General features: G+C 71.6%; 21 protein-coding genes and 1 riboswitch. Of the genes, 3 read left to right on the forward strand and 18 right to left on the reverse strand.

Going from position 1 to position 23239, the window contains the following annotated elements:
- Positions 1-230: 230 nt before the first annotated feature.
- Positions 231-434 carry a DUF5999 family protein gene (locus ABD785_RS00180; RefSeq protein WP_344821022.1) on the forward strand — a complete coding sequence of 68 codons (204 nt, stop codon included), beginning with the start codon at positions 231-233 and terminating at the stop codon, positions 432-434.
- Positions 435-503: 69 nt separating this feature from the next.
- Here the strand turns inward: ABD785_RS00180 and ABD785_RS00185 are convergent, their stop codons facing one another.
- The 9 genes from ABD785_RS00185 to gcvP all read right to left on the reverse strand — a co-directional run bounded on the left by ABD785_RS00185 (position 504) and on the right by gcvP (position 10308).
- Complete coding sequence (locus tag ABD785_RS00185) at positions 504-1124, reverse strand: alpha/beta hydrolase family protein (protein WP_425547707.1); 621 nt, start codon at positions 1122-1124, stop codon at positions 504-506.
- Between the two features lie 131 nt (positions 1125-1255).
- Positions 1256-2509, reverse strand: coding sequence for a protein kinase domain-containing protein (locus ABD785_RS00190; RefSeq protein ID WP_344821023.1), 1254 nt, complete (start codon positions 2507-2509; stop codon positions 1256-1258).
- Positions 2506-3312, reverse strand: a complete 807-nt coding sequence (locus tag ABD785_RS00195; protein WP_344821024.1) for a PP2C family serine/threonine-protein phosphatase — start codon at positions 3310-3312, stop codon at positions 2506-2508. Before ABD785_RS00195 ends, ABD785_RS00190 begins: the two co-directional genes overlap by 4 nt.
- Complete coding sequence (locus ABD785_RS00200) at positions 3302-4042, reverse strand: vWA domain-containing protein (RefSeq protein WP_344821768.1); 741 nt, start codon at positions 4040-4042, stop codon at positions 3302-3304. The genes ABD785_RS00195 and ABD785_RS00200 overlap by 11 nt, the downstream gene beginning before the upstream one ends.
- Positions 4043-4066: 24 nt before the next feature.
- Positions 4067-5014, reverse strand: a complete 948-nt coding sequence (locus ABD785_RS00205; protein WP_344821026.1) for a hypothetical protein — start codon at positions 5012-5014, stop codon at positions 4067-4069.
- 11 nt (positions 5015-5025) lie between these two features.
- The gene (locus ABD785_RS00210) at positions 5026-5481 is read right to left on the reverse strand and encodes a hypothetical protein (protein WP_344821028.1); all 456 of its coding nucleotides are present in this window, start codon (positions 5479-5481) and stop codon (positions 5026-5028) included.
- Positions 5471-6457 (reverse strand): serine/threonine-protein kinase, encoded by a 987-nt coding sequence (locus ABD785_RS00215; protein WP_344821029.1) that lies wholly within the window; start codon positions 6455-6457, stop codon positions 5471-5473. The genes ABD785_RS00210 and ABD785_RS00215 overlap by 11 nt, the downstream gene beginning before the upstream one ends.
- 116 nt (positions 6458-6573) lie before the next feature.
- Entirely contained in the window at positions 6574-7347 is a 774-nt protein-coding gene (locus tag ABD785_RS00220; protein WP_344821030.1) for a tetratricopeptide repeat protein, read from the reverse strand.
- Positions 7348-7449: 102 nt separating this feature from the next.
- Positions 7450-10308 (reverse strand): aminomethyl-transferring glycine dehydrogenase, encoded by a 2859-nt coding sequence (gene gcvP, locus ABD785_RS00225; protein ID WP_344821031.1) that lies wholly within the window; start codon positions 10306-10308, stop codon positions 7450-7452.
- Between the two features lie 169 nt (positions 10309-10477).
- A riboswitch (glycine riboswitch) is annotated at positions 10478-10573 on the reverse strand.
- A 172-nt stretch (positions 10574-10745) separates the two neighbouring features.
- Between gcvP and ABD785_RS00230 the strand changes: the two genes are divergently transcribed.
- Entirely contained in the window at positions 10746-13151 is a 2406-nt protein-coding gene (locus ABD785_RS00230) for a lysylphosphatidylglycerol synthase transmembrane domain-containing protein (RefSeq protein WP_344821032.1), read from the forward strand.
- A gap of 74 nt (positions 13152-13225) precedes the next feature.
- Here ABD785_RS00230 and ABD785_RS00235 read toward each other — a convergent pair whose 3' ends face one another.
- The 7 genes from ABD785_RS00235 to ABD785_RS00265 form a co-directional block, all read right to left on the reverse strand.
- Positions 13226-13831, reverse strand: coding sequence for a MerR family transcriptional regulator (locus ABD785_RS00235; protein ID WP_344821033.1), 606 nt, complete (start codon positions 13829-13831; stop codon positions 13226-13228).
- A gap of 256 nt (positions 13832-14087) precedes the next feature.
- Positions 14088-14558 carry a bifunctional nuclease family protein gene (locus ABD785_RS00240; protein WP_344821034.1) on the reverse strand — a complete coding sequence of 157 codons (471 nt, stop codon included), beginning with the start codon at positions 14556-14558 and terminating at the stop codon, positions 14088-14090.
- A 108-nt stretch (positions 14559-14666) separates the two neighbouring features.
- Positions 14667-15341, reverse strand: coding sequence for a transcriptional regulator FtsR (gene ftsR / locus ABD785_RS00245; RefSeq protein ID WP_344821035.1), 675 nt, complete (start codon positions 15339-15341; stop codon positions 14667-14669).
- A 12-nt stretch (positions 15342-15353) separates the two neighbouring features.
- Positions 15354-15881, reverse strand: a complete 528-nt coding sequence (locus ABD785_RS00250) for an FHA domain-containing protein (RefSeq protein ID WP_344821037.1) — start codon at positions 15879-15881, stop codon at positions 15354-15356.
- A 212-nt stretch (positions 15882-16093) separates the two neighbouring features.
- A complete protein-coding gene (locus ABD785_RS00255; protein WP_344821038.1) occupies positions 16094-18592 on the reverse strand; it encodes a sugar phosphate nucleotidyltransferase in 2499 nt (832 codons plus the stop codon).
- Positions 18589-19191, reverse strand: a complete 603-nt coding sequence (gene clsA, locus ABD785_RS00260; RefSeq protein ID WP_425547718.1) for a cardiolipin synthase ClsA — start codon at positions 19189-19191, stop codon at positions 18589-18591. The genes ABD785_RS00255 and clsA overlap by 4 nt, the downstream gene beginning before the upstream one ends.
- A 127-nt stretch (positions 19192-19318) precedes the next feature.
- Positions 19319-19714: a VOC family protein gene (locus ABD785_RS00265; RefSeq protein WP_344821040.1), complete on the reverse strand. Its 396-nt coding sequence runs from the start codon at positions 19712-19714 to the stop codon at positions 19319-19321.
- A gap of 121 nt (positions 19715-19835) precedes the next feature.
- On the opposite strand from ABD785_RS00265, the gene ABD785_RS00270 reads away from it, so the two are divergent.
- Positions 19836-20912 carry an SDR family oxidoreductase gene (locus ABD785_RS00270; RefSeq protein WP_344821041.1) on the forward strand — a complete coding sequence of 359 codons (1077 nt, stop codon included), beginning with the start codon at positions 19836-19838 and terminating at the stop codon, positions 20910-20912.
- A gap of 13 nt (positions 20913-20925) precedes the next feature.
- On the opposite strand, the gene ABD785_RS00275 is transcribed toward ABD785_RS00270, so the two are convergent.
- Positions 20926-21873, reverse strand: coding sequence for a quinone oxidoreductase family protein (locus ABD785_RS00275; protein WP_344821042.1), 948 nt, complete (start codon positions 21871-21873; stop codon positions 20926-20928).
- Complete coding sequence (locus tag ABD785_RS00280; protein WP_344821043.1) at positions 21870-23195, reverse strand: alpha/beta hydrolase family protein; 1326 nt, start codon at positions 23193-23195, stop codon at positions 21870-21872. The genes ABD785_RS00275 and ABD785_RS00280 overlap by 4 nt, the downstream gene beginning before the upstream one ends.
- Between the last annotated feature and the right edge of the window lie 44 nt (positions 23196-23239).

Raw genomic sequence — 23239 nt, forward strand, 5'->3', positions numbered from 1 at the left:
CCACTTAATTAAGGTGACCGTTCCCCGAAGCCACGGCGTGTCAGGATCACACCCGTACCGATCAGGGGAAAGATTCACAACCTCCCCCAGGAGACGGGAAGCGTCCGCCACAACAGTCCCATCGGGCTATGTCGCGGGAGGCCGAACCGATGCACACTGGTCTCCGTCTAACGTGACAGAAGACACAGACCGAACGTCCCTACCAGAGCGAGAACCGGAGGCGCACGCCGATGTGCCCGCACCAGCCGCCCTGTCCCACGTCAGAGGAACCTGACCGCGACGCCGCACGGACCCTGGCCAGCCACCCCGAACAGGGGTGGAGCCTGCTGTGCAACGGAGTGGTCGTCTTCGACGACACCGGTGAGCTGCTGCCCAACGGGGGAATTGTCGCACCGCACCGACCGACGGACCTGCACGCCCCGTCCGCAGCCTGAACACCCAACAGGACTAGTCCATTCGGGTGATCTTCGAGGGCCCGAGAGCCCTCGAAGCCCCTGGCCTGTCTACTCCACCGAAGTCTCTCCGACACCGCGCACCGTCCAGGCGTCCAGCCACGGCCGCACGGCCGCCCCCACGGCGTCCGGATCCTTCCCGAGCTCATGTCGCTCACCGGGCAGGACCACCACGGCGGTGGCGTCCTTCTCGTCGGGCACCCCGAAGGGGTCCCGATCTCCGTTGACCACCACGACGGGGACCCCCGCCTCCCGCAGCTCCCCCGCACGCGACTTCTCCGGCCTGCCCGGGGGATGAAGCGGGAACGCCAGCGCCAGCACGCCCGCCGCGCCCACCTCCGCGGCGGTCCTGCACGCCACGCGCGCCCCGTTGCTGCGTCCGCCCTGCACGAGCGGCAGCGCGCCGTACTTCTCCCGCAGCACGGCGACGATCTCCACCCAGGCCGCGTCCTGCTTCACGGCCGAGCCCGGAGCCCTCCGCCCGGCGAGCCTGAACGGCTGCGTCACCCGCGCCACCATCCCGCCGAGCCCGAGCGCGACCTCCCGCACGGCCAGCAGATCCGCCGCCTCCACGCTCCCGTTCGACCCGTGCGTCAGCACCAGCAGGAACCCGGGTTCCCGCACCTCGTCGACGACTGCCTCCGCGGCCCCCGCCGCTGTGATGATCTCCACCACCCCATCGTCCCACCCTCCCTCTCCCGCACCGCGACCGCCGCGTCCATCTCCGCCATCCACCACGCGGGGCGTCTCGTCACGGAAGCCGATCCCGGAGAAGGATGCCCGAGCCGGGACCGGCCGTCCGGTCACGCTCCGCCGGAGGCGATGGCGGCGATGACGACCAGGAGGACGAACAGGACGATCATCGCTATGACGAAGGCGGGGAACTTGGCCTGGGCGCGGTCGGGGACCGGGAGCAGCGGGGGGAACGGGGCCGGTGGGGCGGGCGGGATCGTGTCCGGGCGGCTGACGGCCGCGACCTGCGGGATCTGGGGGACGGGGGGCCGGGCGGGGGCGCCGGGGCGGCGCGGGGCCGGGTTGAAGAGGTCCTGGCCGGGGCGGGCGCACCAGGGGCACGCCCTCAGGTGCGAGCCGTAGGTGTGGTGCGGCCGGGCCGTGCAGGTCCTGACCTTGTCCCACTCGCCGTCCAGGGCCTGGAGCCATTCGGCGGCCGCGGGACGTGCCGACGGGTCCTCGACGCCGGGGCCGAACGCGCGCCGGGCCAGGTCGAGCAGCGCCGGCGGGAGGACGGCGGGGTCGATGATGCCGCGCGGCACCGTCACGGCCTCCGGCCGGACCACGTAGGACGCGCTGTAGGCGATGTTGTCCTTCACGCTCGTGTCGGAGTCGCTGTCGTGGCGGACCCCGCCGAAGGGATGGTTGCCCGCGGTGAGCAGCTGGTAGATCAGGATCGCCAGCGCGAAGTCGTCGGTCGCCTCGGTGGCGGGGCCGCCCTTCTGCCGCTCCGGCGCGCAGTACTCCGGGGTCAGCATCAGGCAGGGGAACTCCTCCGCCGTGCCCGGGTCGGTGAAGCCGATCGAGTCGCAGTCGAGGAAGGTGATGAACCCGTCACGGTCGACGACCACGTTGTTGCTGGAGAAGTCGCCGACGATGAGGCCCTGGTGGTGCATCCGGGCGGTCATGAACGACAGGTTGAACGACACCCCGAGCAGGAACCGCCAGTCGGCCCGTTCGGGAAAATGCCGCAACCGGGACTGCCGGTTGAACAATCCCAGCAGCTGGACGTACCCGGGCTCGCCGAACCGCCGCATCGCGTAGCCCGCGAACCGGCCGTCCGGGGTGCGGCAGAGTTCGACCGGCCAGGCCAGCTCCGGTGGCTGCCCCTCGTGGGTCGGGCGCCCGCCGAGCGGTGCCAGGTCCATCATCCGGGTGAGCCGCCGCTCCTGCTCCGGGGTCGGATCGTCCCGGTAGACCTTGACGACGAGGTCCGGGCTGCCGGGCACCTCGAAGACCGCCGCCTGGCCGCCCGACTTCAGCGGCTCCGCCGCCAGGTCGACGGGGCGTCCGCCGAGCAGGATCCTCCCACCGGGAATTCTCACAGCCGCACCGCCCGCAGGACCGTCTTGTCGTCGCCGTTCAGCCGGGTCAGCTGATCGGAGCTCAGGTAGGTGGTGAGCTTGCGATCGTCCTCGTCGAGGTCGGCGCGGGCGGCGTCGAGCGAGCGCAGCATCCCGGTCGCGAACGAGGAGTTCGGCCGCTGGGAGGCGCCGCTCGCCCTGGTCAGCGCCGCCTGGGCGAGCCCGTCGGTCGACAGGAACATCCCGTCGACGCCCGGATCGCGCACGCATTCGGCGCGCGCCTTGGCGGTGGCGTCGTTCGAGCTGAGGAACACCGTCTCGTTGCCGTACTCGCTGACCGCGTCGGCCTGCGGCAGCAGATGGAACTGGCGCTCGCCGCCCTCGTCGCCCGCCCGCAGGACCGCGAACCCGTCGCCGACCGTCAGGTAGCCGAGCCAGGCTCGGGTCAGGACCACGACCGTGAGGGTGGTGGCGTGGTCGGCCGCCGCGGCGCCGGTCTCGGTGAGGAAGGACCGCCGGACGTCCTCGAGCCCCTCGAACAGAAGGCCGCGCACGTCGCGCTCCTCGGAGCGGCCCGCGCACAGCCGGCCGAAACGCCCGGTCGCGAGCCGGACGGCCAGCGCCGACCCCTTGTCCGACAGGCGCCTGCTGCCCGCCCCGTCGGCGACGGCCAGCACCGTCACCCGGTCGTCGGGCGGGCCCGTCACACTGTGACCGTGCGCGTCCTGGCATGGTTTGCCGTCCCTGACATGGCGGTAGCCGCGCACGCTCACCCCGCGCACGCGCCATTCGCCGGTCAGCGCCCGGTCCATCTCAGCCCTCATAGGCGGGACGCTGGGTCTTGAACTGGGCGAAGATCCGCTCGAAGATCTCGTCGCCCGCTCCGCGCTGCTCGGCCGACGCGCTCGCCGACATCATCTGCAGCAGCTCACGGAACGGGAAGCCCTGGAGCCTGGCGTGGAACTTGGGCGCGAGGGCCTCCAGCACCTGCTCGCCACGCGGGCTGATCCCGCCGATCCCGATGGCGAACAGCCGGAACTTGCGGGCGTCCTGCTCGGCGGCGAGCACCGGGACCGTCCTGCGCCACGCCTCGGTCGCGTGCCCGTTGGCGTCGGTCGGCTGGCCGTCGGTGACCACGCAGATCTGCGGCCGGTAGTACTGGAGCCCGAGCGAGCGGAGCTCGGTCTTGCGTGCGGCGACGAGCTGCATGGCCAGCTCCAGCGCCTCGGTCATCAACGTGACCCCCGCCGCCTGGAGCCGCGGCGGCTCGAAGTGGTGGGCGGGCACGAACGGGCTGACGTTCGGCAGGGCCGACAGCGCCCGAGGCCCCTGCCAGGCCGTCACCCGCTGGCCGCCGAAGGTCACGACCGCGACCTCGACGCTGTGGCTCAGGCTGACGTCGTCCTTGAGCTGGGCCGTCCAGTCGCGCAGCGCCTGGTTCAGGAGGGCGACCGGTTCACCCGCCATCGAGCTCGAGGTGTCCAGGCACAGCACGAGCGGGAGGCGCTGGGCGTTGTTCTCGATCTCGATGTCGGCGTAGTCGGCGAAGTCCATAGGGTCCACGGGAGGTGCTCCAGATCAGTAGCCGGGTGGGTAGGCGAGCAGGACGTCGGAGTCCGGATCGCGCACCACGTCGACGGGTTGGCCCTCGGCGGGAGGGGCCGTGTCGGGATCGGCCCAGGCCGCCCGGTAGAGGTCGCGGTCGAGTTCGACATAGCCCTGCGGATGCAGGTCGGTCCTGACGGTCGCCCTGCGTCCGCGTCCCGGCGGCCGGGCGCCGGTGCGGTGCACCCGGTGCCCGCTCAGCGGGACGGTGGGCGGGGGCGCCTTGCGCGCCGGGGCCGGCGGGTCGGGCCGGGTCGGCGGCGGGCCGGGCGGCGGAGACTGCGGACCTACGGCGGCCAGGCGGCGGCGGGCGGCGAACGCCAGGACCCCGGCCAGGCCGAGGGCCAAGGCGATGAGCATCAGGGTGAGGCCCTTCAGCGGGCCGCCGCCCCCGTCGTCGTCCTTCTCCTGCGCGACGGGCCCGGTCGGCCCGACCGTGACGGCCTGGGTCGCGAGATCGGAGGCGAGCCTGCCGTCGATCAGCTGCCGCCCGGGAACGGTCCCCTTACCGGTCACCGCGTCACACAGCCCGTCGCCGCAGGCGCCGAACTGCCTGAGCGCCTCGACCTGCCCGCGGTCCAGCCGGGTGACGGCCGACTCGGGCGCCAGCAGCCTGCCGCCCGACAGGATGAGCAGGATCGTCCCGCCCTGGCCCGTCGTGACGCCCTTCGGCACCGTGACGACCAGCCCGGACCGGACGAAGGACTCCCGAGCCTGCTTCAGGGACAGCGCCGGGCCGATCGGGACGTCCAGCGGGATCTCCCCGTTGACCGTCACGGCGTGCTTGGGCTGACGGGCGTCGCCGAGGCACTGCAGCAGCCGTCCGAAGTCGAGCCCGGTGCACTCCTCGGCGGCGGCGGCCGGAGCGGCGGGCACGAGCAGCCCCGCCGTCAGGACGGCGGCGGGCGCCAGCGCCTTCATCACGGTCCCCCTCACTGGTCGACCACCTGACGGCAGCGCACGAACATCGCGGCGCCGCGCTCGGCCCAGTCGGCGGCGACGACCGCGAACTCGCGCGGCCCCATCCGCAGGCCCAGCGGCAGCGAGCAGACACCGGCCAGCACCGGATGGGGGCCGTGCACGTCCCAGACCGACAGCATCGGCACGAGCTGCTCGGTGTTCCAGGCGTTGGCCGTGGCCGCGGCCCGGGCCAGCCGGCCGGGGGGCAGCGGGCGGCCGTCGGTCATGAACACCACGAGCAGGTGCGAGGTCCGCATGAACCGCAGGCTCAGCGTGCCGGGCTCGCCGGGCGGTCCCGGCAGGTCGAACTCGACGACGACCGACTCACCGTCGTCGGAGGCGCGGCCCTCACCGGCCCAGGCGGTGACGAGCGAGCGCCACCGGACGGCCAGCTCCCCCGCGTCCTGAAGGGTCTCCTCAGCGGCCACGGGTCACCGCCGCGGCGACCATCTCGTCGGTCAGGCCCGCCGCGAGCAGGGCGAGGGCGTGCCTGCGCAGCGGGGGCTGCCGTACGGCGTTCTCCACGGACCGCTCCCTGATGTCCTCGGCGACGGACTCGCTCCACGCGGGCCCGTTTGAGTGGACGTCCTCTTCGACCGGAAGGTTCCCCGTGAGCGCGTCGAGCAGCACGTCGAGGGACGGCCTGTTGCGCGGGTCCTTGGTCATGCACCAGCCCAGCAGCGGGCGGAGCCCGCCGGGCACGCCGTCGAGGACCGGGGCCTCGGCGGTGACGCGCTGGAGCACCGCGCTGATCTCGGTCTCGCCGAACGGCGCGATCCCGGTGGCGGCGAACGCCAGCACGGCGCCGAGGGAGAACACGTCGCTGGCCGGGCCGACCGGATCGGCCATGATCTGCTCGGGCGACATGTAGGCGGGCGTGCCCATCACGGTCCCCGGCTGGGTCAGCCCCTCGGCACCCGACCTGCGGGAGATCCCGAAGTCGATGACGCGCGGGCCGTCCTCGGCGAGCAGCACGTTCGACGGCTTGAGGTCGCGGTGCACCACCCCGGCGGCGTGGATGTTCTGCAGCGCCTCGACCAGTCCGGCGCCGAGCGTCGCGAGCTGGGGTTCCGGCATCGGCCCGTGCGTCTTGACCGCCTCCCACAGCGACGGCCCCGGCACGTGCACGGTCGCCAGCCAGGGAGGATCGCCGAACGGGTCGGCGTCGACGACCGCGGCCGTGAACGCGCCGCTCACCGCCTTGGCGGCCTCGATCTCGCGGGCGAACCGCTCACGGAACCCCGGGTCGTCGGCGAACTCGGGCCGGATCACCTTCACCGCGACCGACCGGCCGCTCGGTGAGCGTCCGTGCAGCACCCAGCCCATGCCCCCGGAGCCCAGCCGTCCCACGATCCGGTAACGGCCCACCTGTTCGGGGTCGCTCATCGGAGTCAGCACAGTCATCCCCGTTCGTCCTTCGCCCCCGCGAACAGGTCAAGTATCCACCAAGGCGTCCCCGCGGAGCGGACTTCCCCGCGGCGATCCGTGCCCGATTCCAGGAATTCGTTCCCTCCGTCCCCTCAGACGGCCGGGAGTTCCCGGTTGATCCGCGCCTCGACGTCGGCGGCGATCGCCGGGTCGGCCAGGCCGCGCCGCCACACCTCGACGGACTCCTCGTCGCGGCCGCGCAGCGGGAGGGTCCTCGCCAGGAGCTCGGTGGCCAGCGGCGCGAGGTCGGGGGCCGTGCCCGGGCCGAGGGCCGCGGAGAAGGCGCCGATGGCCTGCTCCAGATGGGTCAGTCCCATCACGATCGCGAGCCGGGCGTAGGCGTAGGAGTCGGGGTGCAGTCTCCGCAGGGATGTGGCCAGGACGGTCTGGGCGCGCGCGGCCTGGCCGAGCTCGAGCAGCCGCTGCGACAGGTCGTGGGCGGCGACCGGGGCGTACTCCTCGTCGCCGGAGTCGACCGCCTGCTCCCACCAGGCCAGGGCGGCGTCGGTGTCGCCGCGGTCGTCGGCGAGCTGTGCCAGGGCCAGGCAGGCGGCGGGCAGGTAGTCGGGATTGCCGAGCTCCACGACGTTGCGCCAGGCTCCCGCGGCGGCCTGCAGATCGCCGGCCCGCTCGTAGGAGAGGGCCAGATGGTAGGCCGCGCGGGGCGCGTAGTCGGGGTCTTCGGTGTCGATGGCGATCTGGTCGGCGACCCGGGAGCCGTCGATGTCGCCCAGGTCCTCCAGGACCAGCGCGAGACCGAGCGCGGCCTCCGCCCGGTCGGGCGACTCCAGCGCCTCGGTGAAAAGAGTGACGGCGGCGGCGTGCTCACCGTTCTCGGCGTGTTCCCGCGCCCGCAGCAGGGTCATTCCGGCCCTCTTTCCACCCGGTGAAATTTTGTCCCCGACCCTACAAGGGCGGCCGTGCCGTCCACTGGACGACACGGCCGGAAGTTCCCCTATTTCGCCGGTTCAGTCTTCGAAGGCCTCGGGCGGCGGGCACGAGCAGACGAGGTTGCGGTCGCCGTACACGCCGTCGATGCGGCCGACCGGCGGCCAGTACTTGCCCTCGCGCAGCGAGGCGACCGGGTAGGCGGCCTCCTCACGCGAGTACGGGTGCTTCCAGTCTGCCGACAGCAGCGTCTCTGCGGTGTGCGGGGCGTTGTGCAGCGGGTTGTCGTCGCGGTCCCACTCCCCCGAGGCGACCCGGTCGATCTCCGCCTTGATCGCGATCATCGCGTCGGCGAAGCGGTCGAGCTCGGCCAGGTCCTCGGACTCGGTGGGCTCGATCATCAGGGTGCCCGCGACGGGGAAGGACAGGGTCGGGGCGTGGAAGCCGTAGTCGATGAGCCGCTTGGCGACGTCCTCGGCGGTGACCCCGGTGTCCTTGGTGATCTTCCGGAGGTCCGCGATGCACTCGTGCGCGACGAGGCCGTTGCGGCCGGTGTAGAGGATCGGGAAGTGCGGGCTCAGCCTGCGGGCCAGGTAGTTGGCCGACAGGATCGCGACCTCGGTCGCCCGCGTCAGGCCGTCGGGGCCCATCATCGCGATGTAGGCCCACGGGATCGGCAGGATGCCCGCCGAGCCCCACGGGGCCGCCGAGATCGGGCCGACGCCCGTCTCCGGGCCCGCCTCCGGGCGCAGCGGGTGGTTGGGCAGGAACGGCGCGAGGTGCTCGCCGACCGCGACCGGGCCCACCCCGGGACCGCCGCCGCCGTGCGGGATGCAGAAGGTCTTGTGCAGGTTCAGGTGCGAGACGTCCGCGCCGAACCGGCCGGGCCTGGCGAGGCCGACCAGGGCGTTGAGGTTCGCGCCGTCCACGTAGACCTGGCCGCCCGCGGCGTGCACCGAGGCGCAGATGTCGACGATGGTCTCCTCGTACACGCCGTGCGTGGACGGGTAGGTGACCATGATCACCGAGAGGTCGGCGGCATGCTTGTCGATCTTGGCGTGGAGGTCGGTCAGGTCGACGTTGCCGTTGTCGTCGCACTTGACGACCACGACCTTCATCCCGGCCATGACCGCGCTGGCGGCGTTGGTGCCGTGCGCCGAGGACGGGATCAGGCAGACGTTGCGATGCCCCTCGCCGCGGGAGTCGTGGTAGCCCTTCACGGCCAGCAGCCCGGCCAGCTCGCCCTGCGAACCGGCGTTGGGCTGCACCGAGACCCTGGCGTAGCCGGTGATCTCGGCCAGCCAGCCCTCCAGCTCGCCGATCAGCTCGACGTAGCCGGCGGCCTGCTCGATCGGCGCGAACGGGTGGATGTTCGCGAACTCGGGCCAGGTGATCGGCTCCATCTCGGTGGTCGAGTTCAGCTTCATCGTGCAGGAGCCGAGCGGGATCATGGAGCGGTCGAGGGCGATGTCCTTGTCCTGCAGGCGGCGCAGGTAGCGGAGCATCGAGGTCTCCGAGCGGTGCTCGTGGAAGACCGGGTGGGTCAGGTAGGCGCTCTCGCGGCGCAGCCCGGCCGGGATGGCGTCGGACGGCTCGGAGACCACGACGGCCCGGCGGAAGGCCCGCTGCTCGAAGGCCTCCAGCAGAACCTGGAGGTCGTCCTGCGTGACGGTCTCGTCGAAGGAGACCGCGACGATCTGGGGGCCGACCAGGCGGATGTTGAAGCCGGCGTCCGCGGCGTGCTTCACCACGGCCTCGGCCGAGCCGGGCAGCGCGATCGTCAGGGTGTCGAAGTAGGCGGAGTTGAGGACCTCGAAGCCCTCCACCTCCTGGTCCCCGATCGACCGGGCGAAGGCGGAGGTGAGGCGGTGGACCCGCTCGGCGATCGCCTTCAGCCCGTCGGGGCCGTGGTAGACCGCGTACATCGACGCCATGACGGCCAGCAGCACCTGCGCGGTGCAGATGTTGGAGGTCGCCTTCTCGCGCCGGATGTGCTGCTCGCGCGTCTGCAGGGCCAGCCGGTAGGCGCGACGGCCTTCGTTGTCGACCGAGACGCCGACCAGGCGGCCGGGGAGCTGCCGCTGGAGCTCCTCGCGGACGGCCATGTAACCGGCGTGCGGGCCGCCGAAGCCGAACGGGACGCCGAAGCGCTGGGCCGAGCCCACGACGATGTCGGCGCCGAGCTCGCCGGGCGGGGTGAGCAGGGTCAGGGCCAGCAGGTCCGCGGCCACGACGACCTTGGCGCCGCGGGCGTGGGCGGCCTCGATGACGGGCTTGAGGTCCCAGACCTCGCCGCTCATCCCCGGGTACTGGAGCAGCACGCCGAAGATGTCGCCCTCGGGCAGCCCGTCGGACAGGTCGGCGACGACCACGTCGATGCCGAGCGGGGTGGCGCGGCCCTTGATGACCTCGACGGTCTGCGGGAAGGTGTCGGCGTCGATGACGAAGGAGCCGGCCTCCTTGCGCTTGGTCGCGCGCAGCGCCAGCGCCATGCCTTCGGCGGCGGCGGTGCCCTCGTCCAGCATCGAGGCGTTGGCCGTCGGGACGCCGGTGAGGTCGGAGACCACGGTCTGGAAGTTCAGCAGGGCCTCGAGCCGGCCCTGGGAGATCTCCGGCTGGTAGGGCGTGTAGGCGGTGTACCAGCCCGGGTTCTCCAGGACGTTCCGCAGGATCACGCCCGGGGTGATCGTGCCGTAGTAGCCCAGCCCGATCAGCGAGGACTTCACGGTGTTCGCGGCGGCGAGCTCCCGCAGCCGCCGGAGGGCGGCGGGCTCGCTCAGCGCGGCGGGAAGGTCGAGATCGGCGTCCGAGCGGATCGCGGCCGGGACGGACGCGCCGACGAGGGCCGCGAGATCGGCGAACCCGATCTCGGCGAGCATCCGGGACTGGTCGTCGGCGGACGGGCCGATGTGGCGGTCGGAGAAGTCGGTCTGCGTCATCGGTGAGGCCTCCTGGGCTGGCATGCAGAGGTCGAACGGGTCGCCAATGGCGCTCGTCTCCCCCTCTGTCATGTGAACCTGAGAGCTTCACCCTGCCCTGCCTGACGCGGCATGGGGCGGGGCTTTCACCGTCGGTGGGGCGATCATCACGCCCGCTTTCCAGAGGTGCCTCTTCCGTGCGGTCCTTTTGCCTGAGAGGTTCCGGGGAGGTTGCTCCTTCGGCGCTCCGCACCGGCTTGTGCGAAGTCTCTCCCGCACGGGGTCGACAGCGGTTCAAGTCTACCCGCCCCTGTTCTGGAGATCGCAAAGCGGGGGGATGGCAAAAGATCTACTTTTTGCGGGTAAGGAGTAGCGCAGGGAATGACACGGTACCCGCCATGATCACCGAAGGGTCCCACCTCGCTACGATGGGCTCCGATGAAGAAGGGCGGTGGGCGATGACCAGAACGCAGGCGGAGAGCGAGCTGGAGCCGCTGCTCGCCCTCGCCAAGGGCGTCGAGGTCGACGAGCCGCCGCGGCCCGGCCGCATCCGCAGCCAGTCGAACCTCTTCCGGGCCCTGGCCTGCCTCGCCGGGCTGGTCATGGTCCTGCTGCTGCCGTCGATCGCCTCCCAGACGACCAGCGGCATCCAGGGCGACATCTCCGAGGGCACCCAGAACGTCCACTTCCTGCTCAGCCTGGCCAGCCAGCTGTCGACCTTCTGGGTCCTGCTGGTTCCCGTGATCTTCGCTCTGGACCGCGCCTTCCGCCGCGACGCCCTCCGCGTGATCGTCGGCCTGCTCGCCGCGATCATCGCCCTCGGCCTGACCATCGCCCTGGACGCCTGGGCGAGCGCGGCCGGGCCCGGCACCCTCACCAACGCCCTCGGCTGGAACAACGCGGGCACCACTCCCCTGCACGCCGACCTCACCCCGGTGATCGCTTTCGTGACGGCCGTCCGGCTGGCCGGGCGGCCGCGCTGGCAGCTCGTCATGTGGGGGACGATCGCCCTCGCCTCCCTCGCGGCCCTCGCCGCCGGGTACACGACGGCGCTGGGGCTGGTCGCCACCTACTTCATCGGCAGGATCGTCGGCTACCTGACCCTCTACGGGATCGGCACCCCGAACCCGCGCCCGCCGGGCACCGCCGTGGTCGCCGCGCTCGAGCGCCTCGGGCTGAAGCCATCGCACGCGCTCAGGATCGACGACGGCACCGACGACCACCGCCGCTACACGGTCGAGGCGGAGGGCGGCAAGCTCGACGTGACGGTCCTCGATCGCGACCAGCAGACCTCAGGACTGCTCTACCGGATCTGGCGGGGCCTGCGGCTGCGGGCCAACCAGCCGCGCCGGGCCCTCAGATCACTGCGCAGATCACTGGAGCAGGAGTCGCTGATGGCCTACGCGGCCGGCGCCGCACAGGTCAGGACGCCCCGGCTGATCGCCACCTCCGAGGTCGGCACCGAGGCCGCGCTGCTGGCCTACGAGCACGTCGACGGCGTCCGCCTCGCGGACATGCCCGCGGAGGCGATCACCGACACCCTGCTGGTGGACATCTGGCGCGAGGTCGACCTGCTGCACCGGCAGCGGATGGCCCACCGCAGCCTCGACACCACCTCGATCATGGTCCACGGCGGCGTCCCCTACGTCGTGGGGCTCGCGCGGGGCGAGATCGCCGTCAGCGACCTGCTGCTCCGCCTCGACCAGGCCCAGCTCCTCACCTCGCTGGCGCTGCGGGTGGGCCAGGAGCGGGCCGTCCGCACGGCCGCCGAGGTGATCGGCAGCCAGACCCTGGGCGCGATCCTGCCGCTGCTGCAGAAGGTGGCGCTGTCCCGCGACACCCGCACGGAGCTGAGGCAGCAGAAGGACCTGCTCAGCAACCTGCGCGAGGAGATCCTGAGGTTCACGCCCGAGGTCGAGATCCAGGCGGTACGGCTGGAGCGCTTCAGGCCCCGCACGATCGTCAGCATCGTCGGCCTGACGATCGGCACCTACTTCCTGCTCTCCCAGCTCAGCAACGTCAACCTCACCCAGATCATCACCAGCGCCAAGTGGGGCTGGGCGATCGTGGCCCTGATCGCCGCGTGCGTCACCTACGTCGCGGCCGCGATGATGCTGATCGGCTTCGTGCCCGAGCGGCTGTCGTGGTGGCGGACCATCCTCGCCCAGCTCGCCGCCTCGTTCGTGAAGCTGGTCGCCCCCGCGGCCGTCACGGGCGTGGCGATCAACACCCGGTTCCTCCAGCGGGCCGGGGTCCGCCCCGGATCGGCCGTGGCCAGCGTGGGCGCCTCCCAGCTGACGGGCATGGTCATCCACATCGGACTGCTGATCGTCTTCGGTTTCCTCACCGGCTCGCAGAGCACCACGACCGAGTTCGCGCCGTCCAAGACGATCGTGATCGTTCTGCTGGCGGGCGCCGCGGTCGCCGGGGCCCTCGCCACGATCGGGCGGGTCCGGCGGCTCGTCGCCGTCCGGCTCAAGGACATGTTCTCCGGGGTCGTCCCGCGCCTTCTGGACGTCCTCCAGGACCCCAGGAAGGTCGCCACCGGGATCGGCGGCACCCTGCTCCTCACGGTGGCGTTCGTGGTCTGCCTGGACGCCTCCATCCGCGCTTTCGGCGGCAGCCTCAGCTGGACGGCCGTCGCGGTCGTCTTCCTCACCGGCAACGCCCTGGGCTCGGCCGCGCCGACCCCCGGCGGCCTCGGCGCCGTGGAGGGCGCCCTGACCCTCGGGCTCACCCTCGCGGGGCTGCCCGCGGAGCAGGCGACCTCGGCCGTCCTGCTGTTCCGGCTCCTGACCTTCTGGCTGCCGGTCCTGCCCGGCTGGGCGGCGTTCACCCACCTCCAGCGGCGCGAAGCCCTCTGACGCAGGGGCTCGGGATCCTCCGGGCATGCGAAAGCGCCCCGGACCCGCGGGTCCAGAGCGCCGGTCACATCGGTTCAGGCTCCTTTGCGCGCCCTGCGCCGGGCCGAGAGCTCGTCGCCCCCCTGCTGCCGCTCCGTGCCGAGGTCGTCGGCGGCGCTCTCACCGGGCAGCTCGGCGAGTGAGCCCTCGACCTCCTGCCAGACCCGGCCGAGCGCGATCCCGAAGACGCCCTGGCCGCCCTGGAGCAGATCCACGACCTCGTCGGGCGAGGTGCACTCGTACACGCTCACCCCGTCGCTCATGAGGGTGATCTGGGACAGGTGCTCGACCCCGCGGTCGGTCAGGTGGTTGACGGCGGTGCGGATCTGCTGGAGGGACACGCCCGCGTCCAGGAGCCGCTTGACCACCTTGAGCACGAGGATGTCGCGGAAGCCGTACAGCCGCTGGCTGCCCGAACCATGGGCGCTGCGGACGCTCGGCTCGACCAGGCCCGTGCGGGCCCAGTAGTCGAGCTGGCGGTAGGTGATCCCGGCCGCGGCGCACGCGGTGGGACCCCGGTAGCCGACGTCGGCCCTGGGGACCACGACCTCGCTGTCGAACAGCAGGCCCTGTTCCCCGGCACGCTGGGAGGCGAGCACTCGCTCGCGATCCACCTTGTCCTCGCCGCTGCTCACCGCCACGCGGACCTCCGACTTCTGTCAGCCCGTGGTGTTTTCCGTCAAGGGGGTTTGGCGGTATTACCCCACGGGCGTTCCACCAGCACGGTAGGTGCCGGTCAGGGCAGGGTCAACGTTCGCCCTCGGCGCGTCGCACACCGGATCAATCGGCTTCACGTGCGCAAACGGTCGAACATCGGTGTCCCGCCTTACCCCTACCCGCTGTGACAGGGGTGGAAAACGAACCGGGTCTTCAAGATCAATGACACAAAGCCACTGGTCAGGCGCCGCGATCGAAGTCCTCGGGCGTCACGTTGTCGAGAAATTCTCTGAACTTCTCGACCTCGTCGTCCTGCTCGTCCGGGATCGAGACGCCCGCCTCGTCGAGAACATCCTCGCTCGCGAAGATCGACGCGCCGGTGCGGAGAGCGAGCGCGATCGAGTCCGACGGCCGCGCGCTCACCTCGACCCCGCCCGTGAAGACCAGATCGGCGAAGAAGATCCCCTCGCGGAGCGCGGTGATGTTCACCGTGCGCAGCTGGGAACCGAGCGCCTCGATGACGTCCTTGAACAGATCATGCGTGAGCGGGCGCTGGGGCAGCATGCCCTGCTGGGCGAAGGCGATCGCGGTGGCCTCCACGGCGCCGATCCAGATCGGCAGATACCGATCTCCGTCGGACTCCTTCAGCAGGACGATCGGCTGGTTGGAGGGCATCTCGACCCGTACGCCGACGACCTCCATCAGTTTCACAACGGCTCCCAGCGCAGATTCGGCTCTCCCTGCCAAACTACACCCGATGCGCCCTTACCGATCGAGTGACGGTCCCCAACGATCGTGAGACGGGTGATTCGGGAGGGGTCAGCGGTCCAGGCTGTCGCGCAGGCCCGCGGAGATCAGCGCGGTGTGCAGGGCCAGCGCGAGGCCGGAGATCGCGCGGGCCGTCTCGCCCGCCGCCTCGTGCGCTCCCGGGCTGCGGCGGCGCAGCAGCGGGGCGATCATCTGCTCGATGAGGTCGAGTTCCCGCTCGGCCGCGGCCTTGATGACCCGCAGGTGACGGGCCTCGAAGCCGTACTCCCCCAGCGCGGCGGCGGTCCTGGCGACGCTCAGCGCGTCGCCGTCGTACTGGCCGCCCACCCGGCGGATCAGCCCGTAGGCCTCCAGCTCCTCCAGGAGGGCCTCGTCGACGCCCGCCCCGTCCAGGAGCTGCCGCCGGGTGAGGGCGACCTCACGGGACGGCTGGGAGTCCGCGGCCACCAGCGTGCGGGGCTGCGGGACCTGCCCCTTGCCGTTCAGCTGCTCCTTGATCACGCGCAGCGGGAGGTACTCGTCCCGCTGGGCGGCCAGGATGTAGCGCAGGCGTTCCACGTCGGCGACGGTGAACTTCCGGTAACCCGCCGGCGTGCGTTCAGGCTCGATCAGCCCCTCCGCCTCCAGAAACCTGATCTTGGAGAGGGTGATGTCGGGGAAGTCGGCCCGCAGGCGGGCCAGCACGTCCCCGATGGTCATGTACGCCCGGGCGGCACTCGCGCTCAAGCCGCCGCCCGGCTAGCCGTGGTGGGGGTTGGTCAGGAAGACCAGCCGGAACTTTCCGATCTGGACTTCGTCGTTGGGGTTCAGCGCCGCGTGGTCGATCCGCTCGCGGTTGACATAGGTGCCGTTGAGGCTGCCCACGTCGCGGACGGTGAAGCCGTACCCCTGCCGGGCGAACTCGGCGTGCCGGCGGGAGACCGTCACGTCGTCGAGGAAGATGTCGCTCTCGGGGTGGCGCCCCGCCGACGTCCGGTCCTTGTCGAGAAGGAACCGGCTCCCCGCGTTGGGACCTCGCCGCACCACGAGGAGCGCGGTGCCGGGCGGCAGCGCCTCCACGTTGAGCTGGTCGCCACCGTCCTCCTGCTCCGGGATCTCCAGCCCGTCGGTCAGGCCGCTGATCGAGATCGTCGAAGTCGACTCTCCCGGAGCCTCACCCGAGGAAGCCGGGTAGGCGCTGCGGACCAGCGGTGTGCCGCAGTTGGAGCAGAAGCGGGCGCCATCGGGATTGGCGTGACCGCACTGGGTGCAGTAGACGCTCGGCATCTATTGGCTCGGCCTCCAACCATCGGCGCTGTCCCCCGGGACGCGCCCCGCTCTGCTTGATTACCTATCTGGACAACGCTACCGGGAGCGGTGATCGTCGGTCTATGCCGCCGCGCGGATCACGGGCGAAACAACGACGGATCACCGCGTCCGGAAACGTGTCAGGAAGACCGTACCGCGCCAGCGGCGGTAACGGGTCACTCCGGGAACGATCAGGTGCCCGCGACCTCCACGACGGCCGCCCATTCGGCGAGCAGAGCCTGGGCCGCATCGGCGTCGGGACCCTCGGCCCACAGGTGGGTGACGGCCTCGGCGGGGTCGGGCAGGATCAGCGCCCAGCGGCCGTCCTTCTCCACCACGCGGACCCCGTCGGTGGTGTCGATGGTGCGGTCCCCCGCGGCCTCCACGACGGTCCGCATGACGCTCCCCTTGGCCGCCCAGGGGGTCGGCACGGAGCGTTTGAGCAGGTGGGCGTCGGGGATGCGCTCGTCGATCTGGGAGAGCGTCAGGCGCGTCCTGGCGACCAGCCCGACCAGCCGGATGAAGGCGGCGATGCCGTCCACCGTGTGGCTGAACTCGGGGAAGATGAACCCGCCCCTGCCGTCGCCCGCGAAGATCACGTCCGGGTCGGCCGCGGCCTTGGTGAGGACGTCCTGGCTGGTCGAGGTCCACCGCACCTGGACGCCGTGGTAGCGGCAGACCTTCTCCGCCACCCGGGTCGTGGTGACGGGCAGCGCCACCGTGCCCTCCCTGCGCTCGGCGGCCACCAGGTCGAGCAGCACGAGCAGGGCCCGGTCGTCGCTGATGGCCTCGCCGTTCTCGTCGACCAGGGAGATCCGCTCGCCCACGGGGTCGAACCTGACCCCGAAGTTGCCGCGCGAGGACGACACCAGCTCGCCGACGCGCTCGAGATCGCGCATCCGCTCGGCCAGCGTCTCGGTCGGGTGGGCCTCGTCGAGCCGGTTGTTGCGGGTGAGGACCTCGACCCCGACCTTGCCGAGCAGGCCGGGCAGGACCAGGCTGGACACTCCCCCGGCGCAGTCCACGACGATCTTCAGCTCGGCCTCGGCGACGCCGGTCATGTCGACCCGTCTCAGCAGGTCCTTGGAGTAGGACTCGACGGTGCGGGTCGGGTAGGTCAGCTCGGCGATCTCGCCGGGGAAGGCCCGCCGGTACTCCTGGCGGCCGAAGACGCGCTCCAGCTTGCGCTGGGCGGCCAGGGACAGGTCGGCGCCGGTCTCGTCCAGGAAGATGATGTCGACGCCCTGGGGGTCGCCGGGGGTGGTGCGGATGACGATGCCGCCCGCGCACTCCTCCCTGGCGGTCTCGTAGCGGGCCAGGGGCAGGGCGCAGGCCTCGAGGTCCTGGACGTTGATGGCGCTGGCGGTCAGGGCGCTGATGACGGCGCGTTTGAGGGTGCGGGCGGCGCGGGAGGCGTCGCGGGCGGTGATGACCGTCGCGCCCTTCTTGAGGGTCGTGGCGTAGGCGCTGGTGAGCCGGACGGCGAGCTCGGGGGTGATCTCGACGTTGACCAGCCCGGAGACCCCGCGCGGGCCGAACAGGTTGCGCTGGCCGCGCGACTCCCAGATGACGCTGGTGTTGACGACGGCGCCGGCCTCGATGGTCTTGAACGGGTAGACCTTCACCCCGTTCTGGACCAGGGCCTCGGCCTCGATGACGCACTCGTCACCGACGATCCCGCCCTCCTCGATCCTGGCTCCGGCCATGATGTCGGTGTTCTTGCCGACGACGCAGCCGCGCAGATTCGTGGACGGGCCGACGAAGACGTTGTCGTGGATGACGGCCCGGTGCAGGAACGCGCCCTCCTTGACGACCACGTTGCTGCCCAGGACGGTGTACTCGCGCAGCTCGGCGCCCGCCTCGACCTTGGCGTAGTCGCCGATGTACAGCGGCCCCTTGAGGGTGGCCTCGGGATCGACCTCGGCGCCCTCGGCGACCCAGACGCCCGGGCTGACCTCGAAGCCGTCGATCTCGATGTCGATCTTGCCCGACAGCATGTCGGCCTGGGCCTTCAGGTAGCTCTCGTGCGTGCCGACGTCCTCCCAGTAGCAGTCGGCCACGTAGCCGAACAGGGGGGCTCCCTCGGCGAGGAGCTCGGGGAAGACGTCGCTGGACCAGTCGACGCTCTCGCCCGCCGCGACCCGTTCCAGGACCTCGGGCTCCATCACGTAGATGCCCGTGTTCACGGTGTCGGAGAAGACCTGGCCCCAGGTCGGCTTCTCCAGGAAGCGCTGGATGCGGCCCTCTTCGTCGCAGATGATGATGCCGAACTCCAGCGGGTTCGGCACCCGCTTGAGGCCGATGGTGACCAGGGCGCCGTTCTCCTTGTGAAAACGCACCATTTCGGTCAGGTCGATATCGGTGAGGGCGTCTCCGGAGATGACCAGGAAGCGGTCGTCCTTGAGGGCGTCCTCGGCGTTCTTGACGCTTCCCGCGGTGCCGAGGGGCACCTCCTCGGTCGCGTACTGGAGGGCCATGCCCAGTTCCTCGCCGTCACCGAAGTAGTTCCGGATGAGGGCGGCCAGGAACTGGACGGTCACGACGGTCTCGGTGAAGCCGTGTCTCTTCAGGAGCCGGAGCACGTGCTCCATGATCGGTCGGTTGATGACGGGCAGCAGCGGCTTGGGCTGGTTGGCGGTCATGGGACGCAGTCGCGTCCCCTCGCCTCCGGCCATCACGACGGCCTTCATGGCGCTGGAGCAACTCCCTTGCTGTCGGGGGGAAGAGAGGAGATGAGCTGTCGCGCCTGCACGGTGTAGAGGGCGGCGGCGTACCAGTAGAGGGCGGTCCCCCAGATCGCGAAGGCCCAGCCGACGACCCGGGCCACGGTGGCGACGGTCCCGTCGTGCGAGCCCCACAGCAGGAGGGGGAAGGCGTAGAGCAGGTTCATCGTGGCGGCCTTGCCCACCAGATGGACGGGCAGCCCGTTCCATCCGAAGTGCTTGAGCAGGGCCAGCAGCCCGGTCATGTAGACCTCGCGGGCCACCAGCAGCGCCGTCAGCCACCAGGGGACGATCTCCCTGACGGTCAGCCCGACGAGCGTCGCGAAGATGTAGAGCCGGTCGGCGAGGGGGTCGAGCAGCGTGCCGAGCCTGCTCGTCTGGTTGAGGGCCCGGGCGAGCTTTCCGTCCGCCCAGTCGGATATCCCGGCGAGCATCAGCAGGCCGATGGCCCAGGCGTCGTGCTCGGAGAGGACCAGCCAGAAGAACAGCGGCACCCCCACGAGCCGTGCCAGGCTGAGCGCGTTGGGCACCGTCCAGATCCGGTCCTGCGTCGGTTGCACCGCCACCTCCCTCACCCACCCGACCCTACCGGCAGTGAGATCATGTCCCCTGACCTGGATCGCTCCAGGTACGCCTTACCGTCCGGTTATGACATACCTCACACGCTTCGTCCGTTGGCGGGCAACTCTCTCGTCAGGCCGTCTCGGGGATCCGCGCGGGGGCCGCGAACTGGGTCAGGGAGAGGGTGTTGCCGTCGGGGTCGGCGAACCAGGCGACCCGCTCGCCGGACGGGCTGGTCCAGACGCCCAGGTCGTCCTGGTCCATGCCGGGGTGGCGGGTGAACTCGACACCGAGCAGGACGAGCTCGGCCATGCGTTCGACGAGGTCGTCGACCGCCCAGCCGAGCACCGTGTAGGGCTGGACGGCGAGCCGTTCGACCTTGATCACCCGGAGCATCGTCTCGCCGGACCGCAGGACGCAGGCGAATCCGTCGGCCTCGACCAGTTTCAGCCCGAGGATCGCGGTGTAGAACTCGCGGGCCCTGTCCAGATCCGTCGTGGGCACGAAGGCCATCAGTCGATCTTCCATTCCCTCATCCTCGCACCGGCCCGCGGGCGGGGGTCCTCGGCCACGCCGCACCTTGCTGGGTGGGGTTGATGAGGTTAGCCTTACCTAATCATCGCCCAAGGCTTGGGGACGAGGACGGACTGTGATCGGGATTCTGGGCGCGACGGGCGAGGCGGGGCGGGCGCTGACCCGGCTGCTGTCCTGCCATGGGCTCCCGCTGCGGCTCGGGGCGCCCCGCGTCGGAACCCTCGAGGGCTCCGCGCACCAGGTCGTGCACGTCGACCCGGCCGACGCCGACGCGCTGGCGCGGTTCTGCGCGGGCTGCGTGATCGTGGTCGACTGCACGGGCCCGGCCCGCCGGGCCGTCGCGGACGCGGTGTTCGCCGTGGGTGCCGACCTCGTGACCCTGGCGGGCGACTCCGCGCACGAACGGGTGCGCTCCTGTGTCCCCGCCGGGCGGCGGGCGGTCCTGTCGGCCGGATCGCTGCCGGGGCTGGCCGGGCTGCTGCCGCTGCTGGCCGTCGAGGGGCTCGGGCAGGTCAGGCGCCTGCAGTGCCTGTCCGGCGGGCTCGCCCCGCTCTGTCCCGAGACCGCGCGGCTCTTCCTGCCGGGCGGTCCCGCCGACGACGGGGAGCCGTTCGCGGAGCGGCGCAACGGACGGCGCCGGTCGTGCGCCCTGTCCCCCGTCCAGGGGGTCGCGCTGCCCTGCTTCCCCGACGGGCTCAGTGCCTGTCCCCGGCTGCCGGCCGAGCTGGACCGGACCGCCGCGAGCCTCGGCGTCCCGGACGCCCGCTGGTACGACGTCCTTCCGTCCGGGCGGGCCGACGCGGTGCTCGCCCGGCTGTGGAGCCCCACGGCCGCGGCCGATCCCGCCGACGTCCTGGAGGAGCTCCGGACGGCCGTCCGGCTCGACGCGATCGGCAGGGCCGGGTACCACCGGCTGGTCGTCCAGGCGGAGTCCGCCGCGGGCGCCTCGCGGACCCTGGTCGTCGGCTCGGCCGACGGCCGCGAACCGGCCGCCGTGGTGACGGCGGCCGCGGTCACGGCCCTCATCGACCGCCGAGTCCCGGCCGGCGCCCACCGGGCCGCCGAGGTCGTCGACCCGGCCGAGCTCCGCGCGGCCCTGCTGGAACGGCCCGGGATCACCCTGACCGAGTCCGCCGACCGCCTCGCCGTGATCGAACCCCCCGGCTGGATGCGCCCCCGCATCGCGGGGTGATCCCTCCTCGTCGTCAGGGGATCAGGAGCGTGCGAACACCCTTCTGGTCGAGGTTCCAGACCTCTTCGACCCGCGACAGGGGGACGCGGCCGACCGGGACGTCCAGCGCGCCCTCGGCAAGCAGGGCCGTCAGCCCGGACAGGCAGCGGGCGAGTTCCCCGGCGGGCGGGGCGTTGCCCGTGCCGAATCCGACGACCTCCAGGCCGCTGCTGCGCAGGATCTCCGCGGGAAGGGCCACCTCCGCTCCCGCCATCGTCCCGATCTGGACCAAGCGGACGCGCGAGGAGCGCAGCCGCATGTCGGTGTGGCCGAGGGTGCTGATGAAGGCCTCGGTGGGAGGCCCCCACAGATAGTCCAGGACCACGTCGAAGGGGCCTTCGGCGCGGAAGGCCTCGCGCAGCTCCGCGCCCGGCCGGTCCAGACGGATCGTCGCGTCGGCGCCGAGGGCGGGCAGCGACGCGAGGACGCCGGGATCGCGTCCGGCCGCCACGACGCGGCCCGCGCCGAGGCGCCTGGCCAGCTGGACGGCGATCCGGCCGGCGACCCCGGTCGCGCCGAGCACCAGCACGCGTTCCCCGGGTGAGAGCCCCGCCCGCCACTCCAGCGCCGCCCAGGTCGAGACGCCGGGGTTCTGGACCGCCGCGACCAGGTCGGGATCCACTCCCTCCGGGATCGGGGTGCACAGCTCGGGACGCGTCAGCGCCCGTTCGGCCATCGTCCCGCCGGGCGAGCGGAAGAGCACGGGGGCGCCGTCCGCGCGTTCCCCGGCGGCCAGGGAACCGCAGATCGCGGGAAGCTCGCGCGGCAAGGCGAAGTGCGTGCCCGCGGCGAGGACCCGGTCGAGGTTGGTCAGCGGGCACGCGGTGACGCGCACCGGCTCCCAGCCCTCTCCCGGTACCGGCTCGGGAACGTCCTCGAAGCGGGGCGGTTCCCCGAGGGAGCGCAGGACCGCGGCCTTCACGCGAGCCCCGTCTCGGGTCCGTCCTTGAACAGCGTCCGCGGGTCCAGCGGCGCGCCGTAGGTGTAGCGGCGCTCGTCGCCCCAGGGCTCGACGTGGCTGCGGCCGAGGAGGTCGACGGTCGTGTGCCGGGAGGCGAGGGGCGCGCCCGCCGCCCGGTCGGCTAGCCAGTCGGCGACGGCGGGGAAGACCGCGGGGCCGAGCCTGCCCGAGGTGCGGGTCACCGGCGCGTGGTGCTCCCCGGTGTAGAACAGCAGTTCCTTGGGTCCGGGAACCTTGTTGAGATGGTCGTAGGTGTCGGCCGGGTCGCAGAGCGGATCGTCCTCCCCCATGACCACCAGGTAGGGCATCGTGATCCGCTCGCCGAGCCCCGCGACGGTCATGCTCGACAGCTTCGCCTCGAGCTCGGCGACGCTCGACGTCCCGGTCATGTACATGAAGCGCTGCCGGAAGGTCGGTGAGTGGGTGGTGAGCATGGTGACGTTGCCCGGATCGAAGCAGGTGAACATCACCGCGCAGGCGCTGTAGCGCGGCTCCGCGGCGGCCATCTGGGTCGCCCAGAACGATCCCTGGCTCACCCCGCAGAGCATGATCCTCGACGGGTCGATCTCCGGACGGTCGGCGACGAGGGCGTAGGCGGCGGTGCCGACCCTGCCGTAGTCGTCCGGGTCGTACCAGATCTCCCGCACCAGTGAGGTGCCCTGGCCGGGACCGTCGAAGGAGAGCACGGCCATCCCCCTGCGCAGGTACCGGTCGGCGGCGGCGAAGACGTTCATCTCCTTGAAGCCGTCCATCCCGGACAGCATCACCACGCAGGGCAGGTCTCCCGGTCCTCCGGCCGTTCCCGCGGGCAGATGGAGCCAGCCCGCGAGCGTCCTGCTCCCGTAGGGGATCTCGACGGGCTCGACATGGTGGTCGGCGCTCTCGGTGTAGGCGCTGTAGCAGTCGGTCTTCTTCTGCTCGAGGACCACGTTGAGCTCGGTGTTGGCGAAGATGGGCCACTGGGCGCCGCCGTAGAGGATCGCGGCGGTGAAGTGGTCGTCGCCGGCGGAGACGGCATGCCCCGAGCGGCGCTTCCCGTCGCCGCGGCGCTCGAAGTGGCGGGCCAGCCGGACCATCTCGCGCGTGAAGTCGTCGAGCTTGCGGATCGAGTTCCGCAGCCCGAGGATCGCGCCCTTGTGGTCGGCGCTGACCGGGGCGGAGAGGTAGTGCAGACGGTCCTGGTCCCACTCCGGGCCCAGGAGCTCGATCACGAGGTCGAGCAGCCAGCGCTGGTCGGCGAAGCGGGGATCGCGATGGGCCAGGGCATGGGGGTTCACCGGCATGGTCGGTCGCTCCGGTCGGTCGGGGGCGGATGTCGGGCGGATAT

Source organism: Actinocorallia longicatena, assembly GCF_039534125.1.
In the GTDB taxonomy this organism is placed as follows: Bacteria; Actinomycetota; Actinomycetes; order Streptosporangiales; family Streptosporangiaceae; genus Actinocorallia; species Actinocorallia longicatena.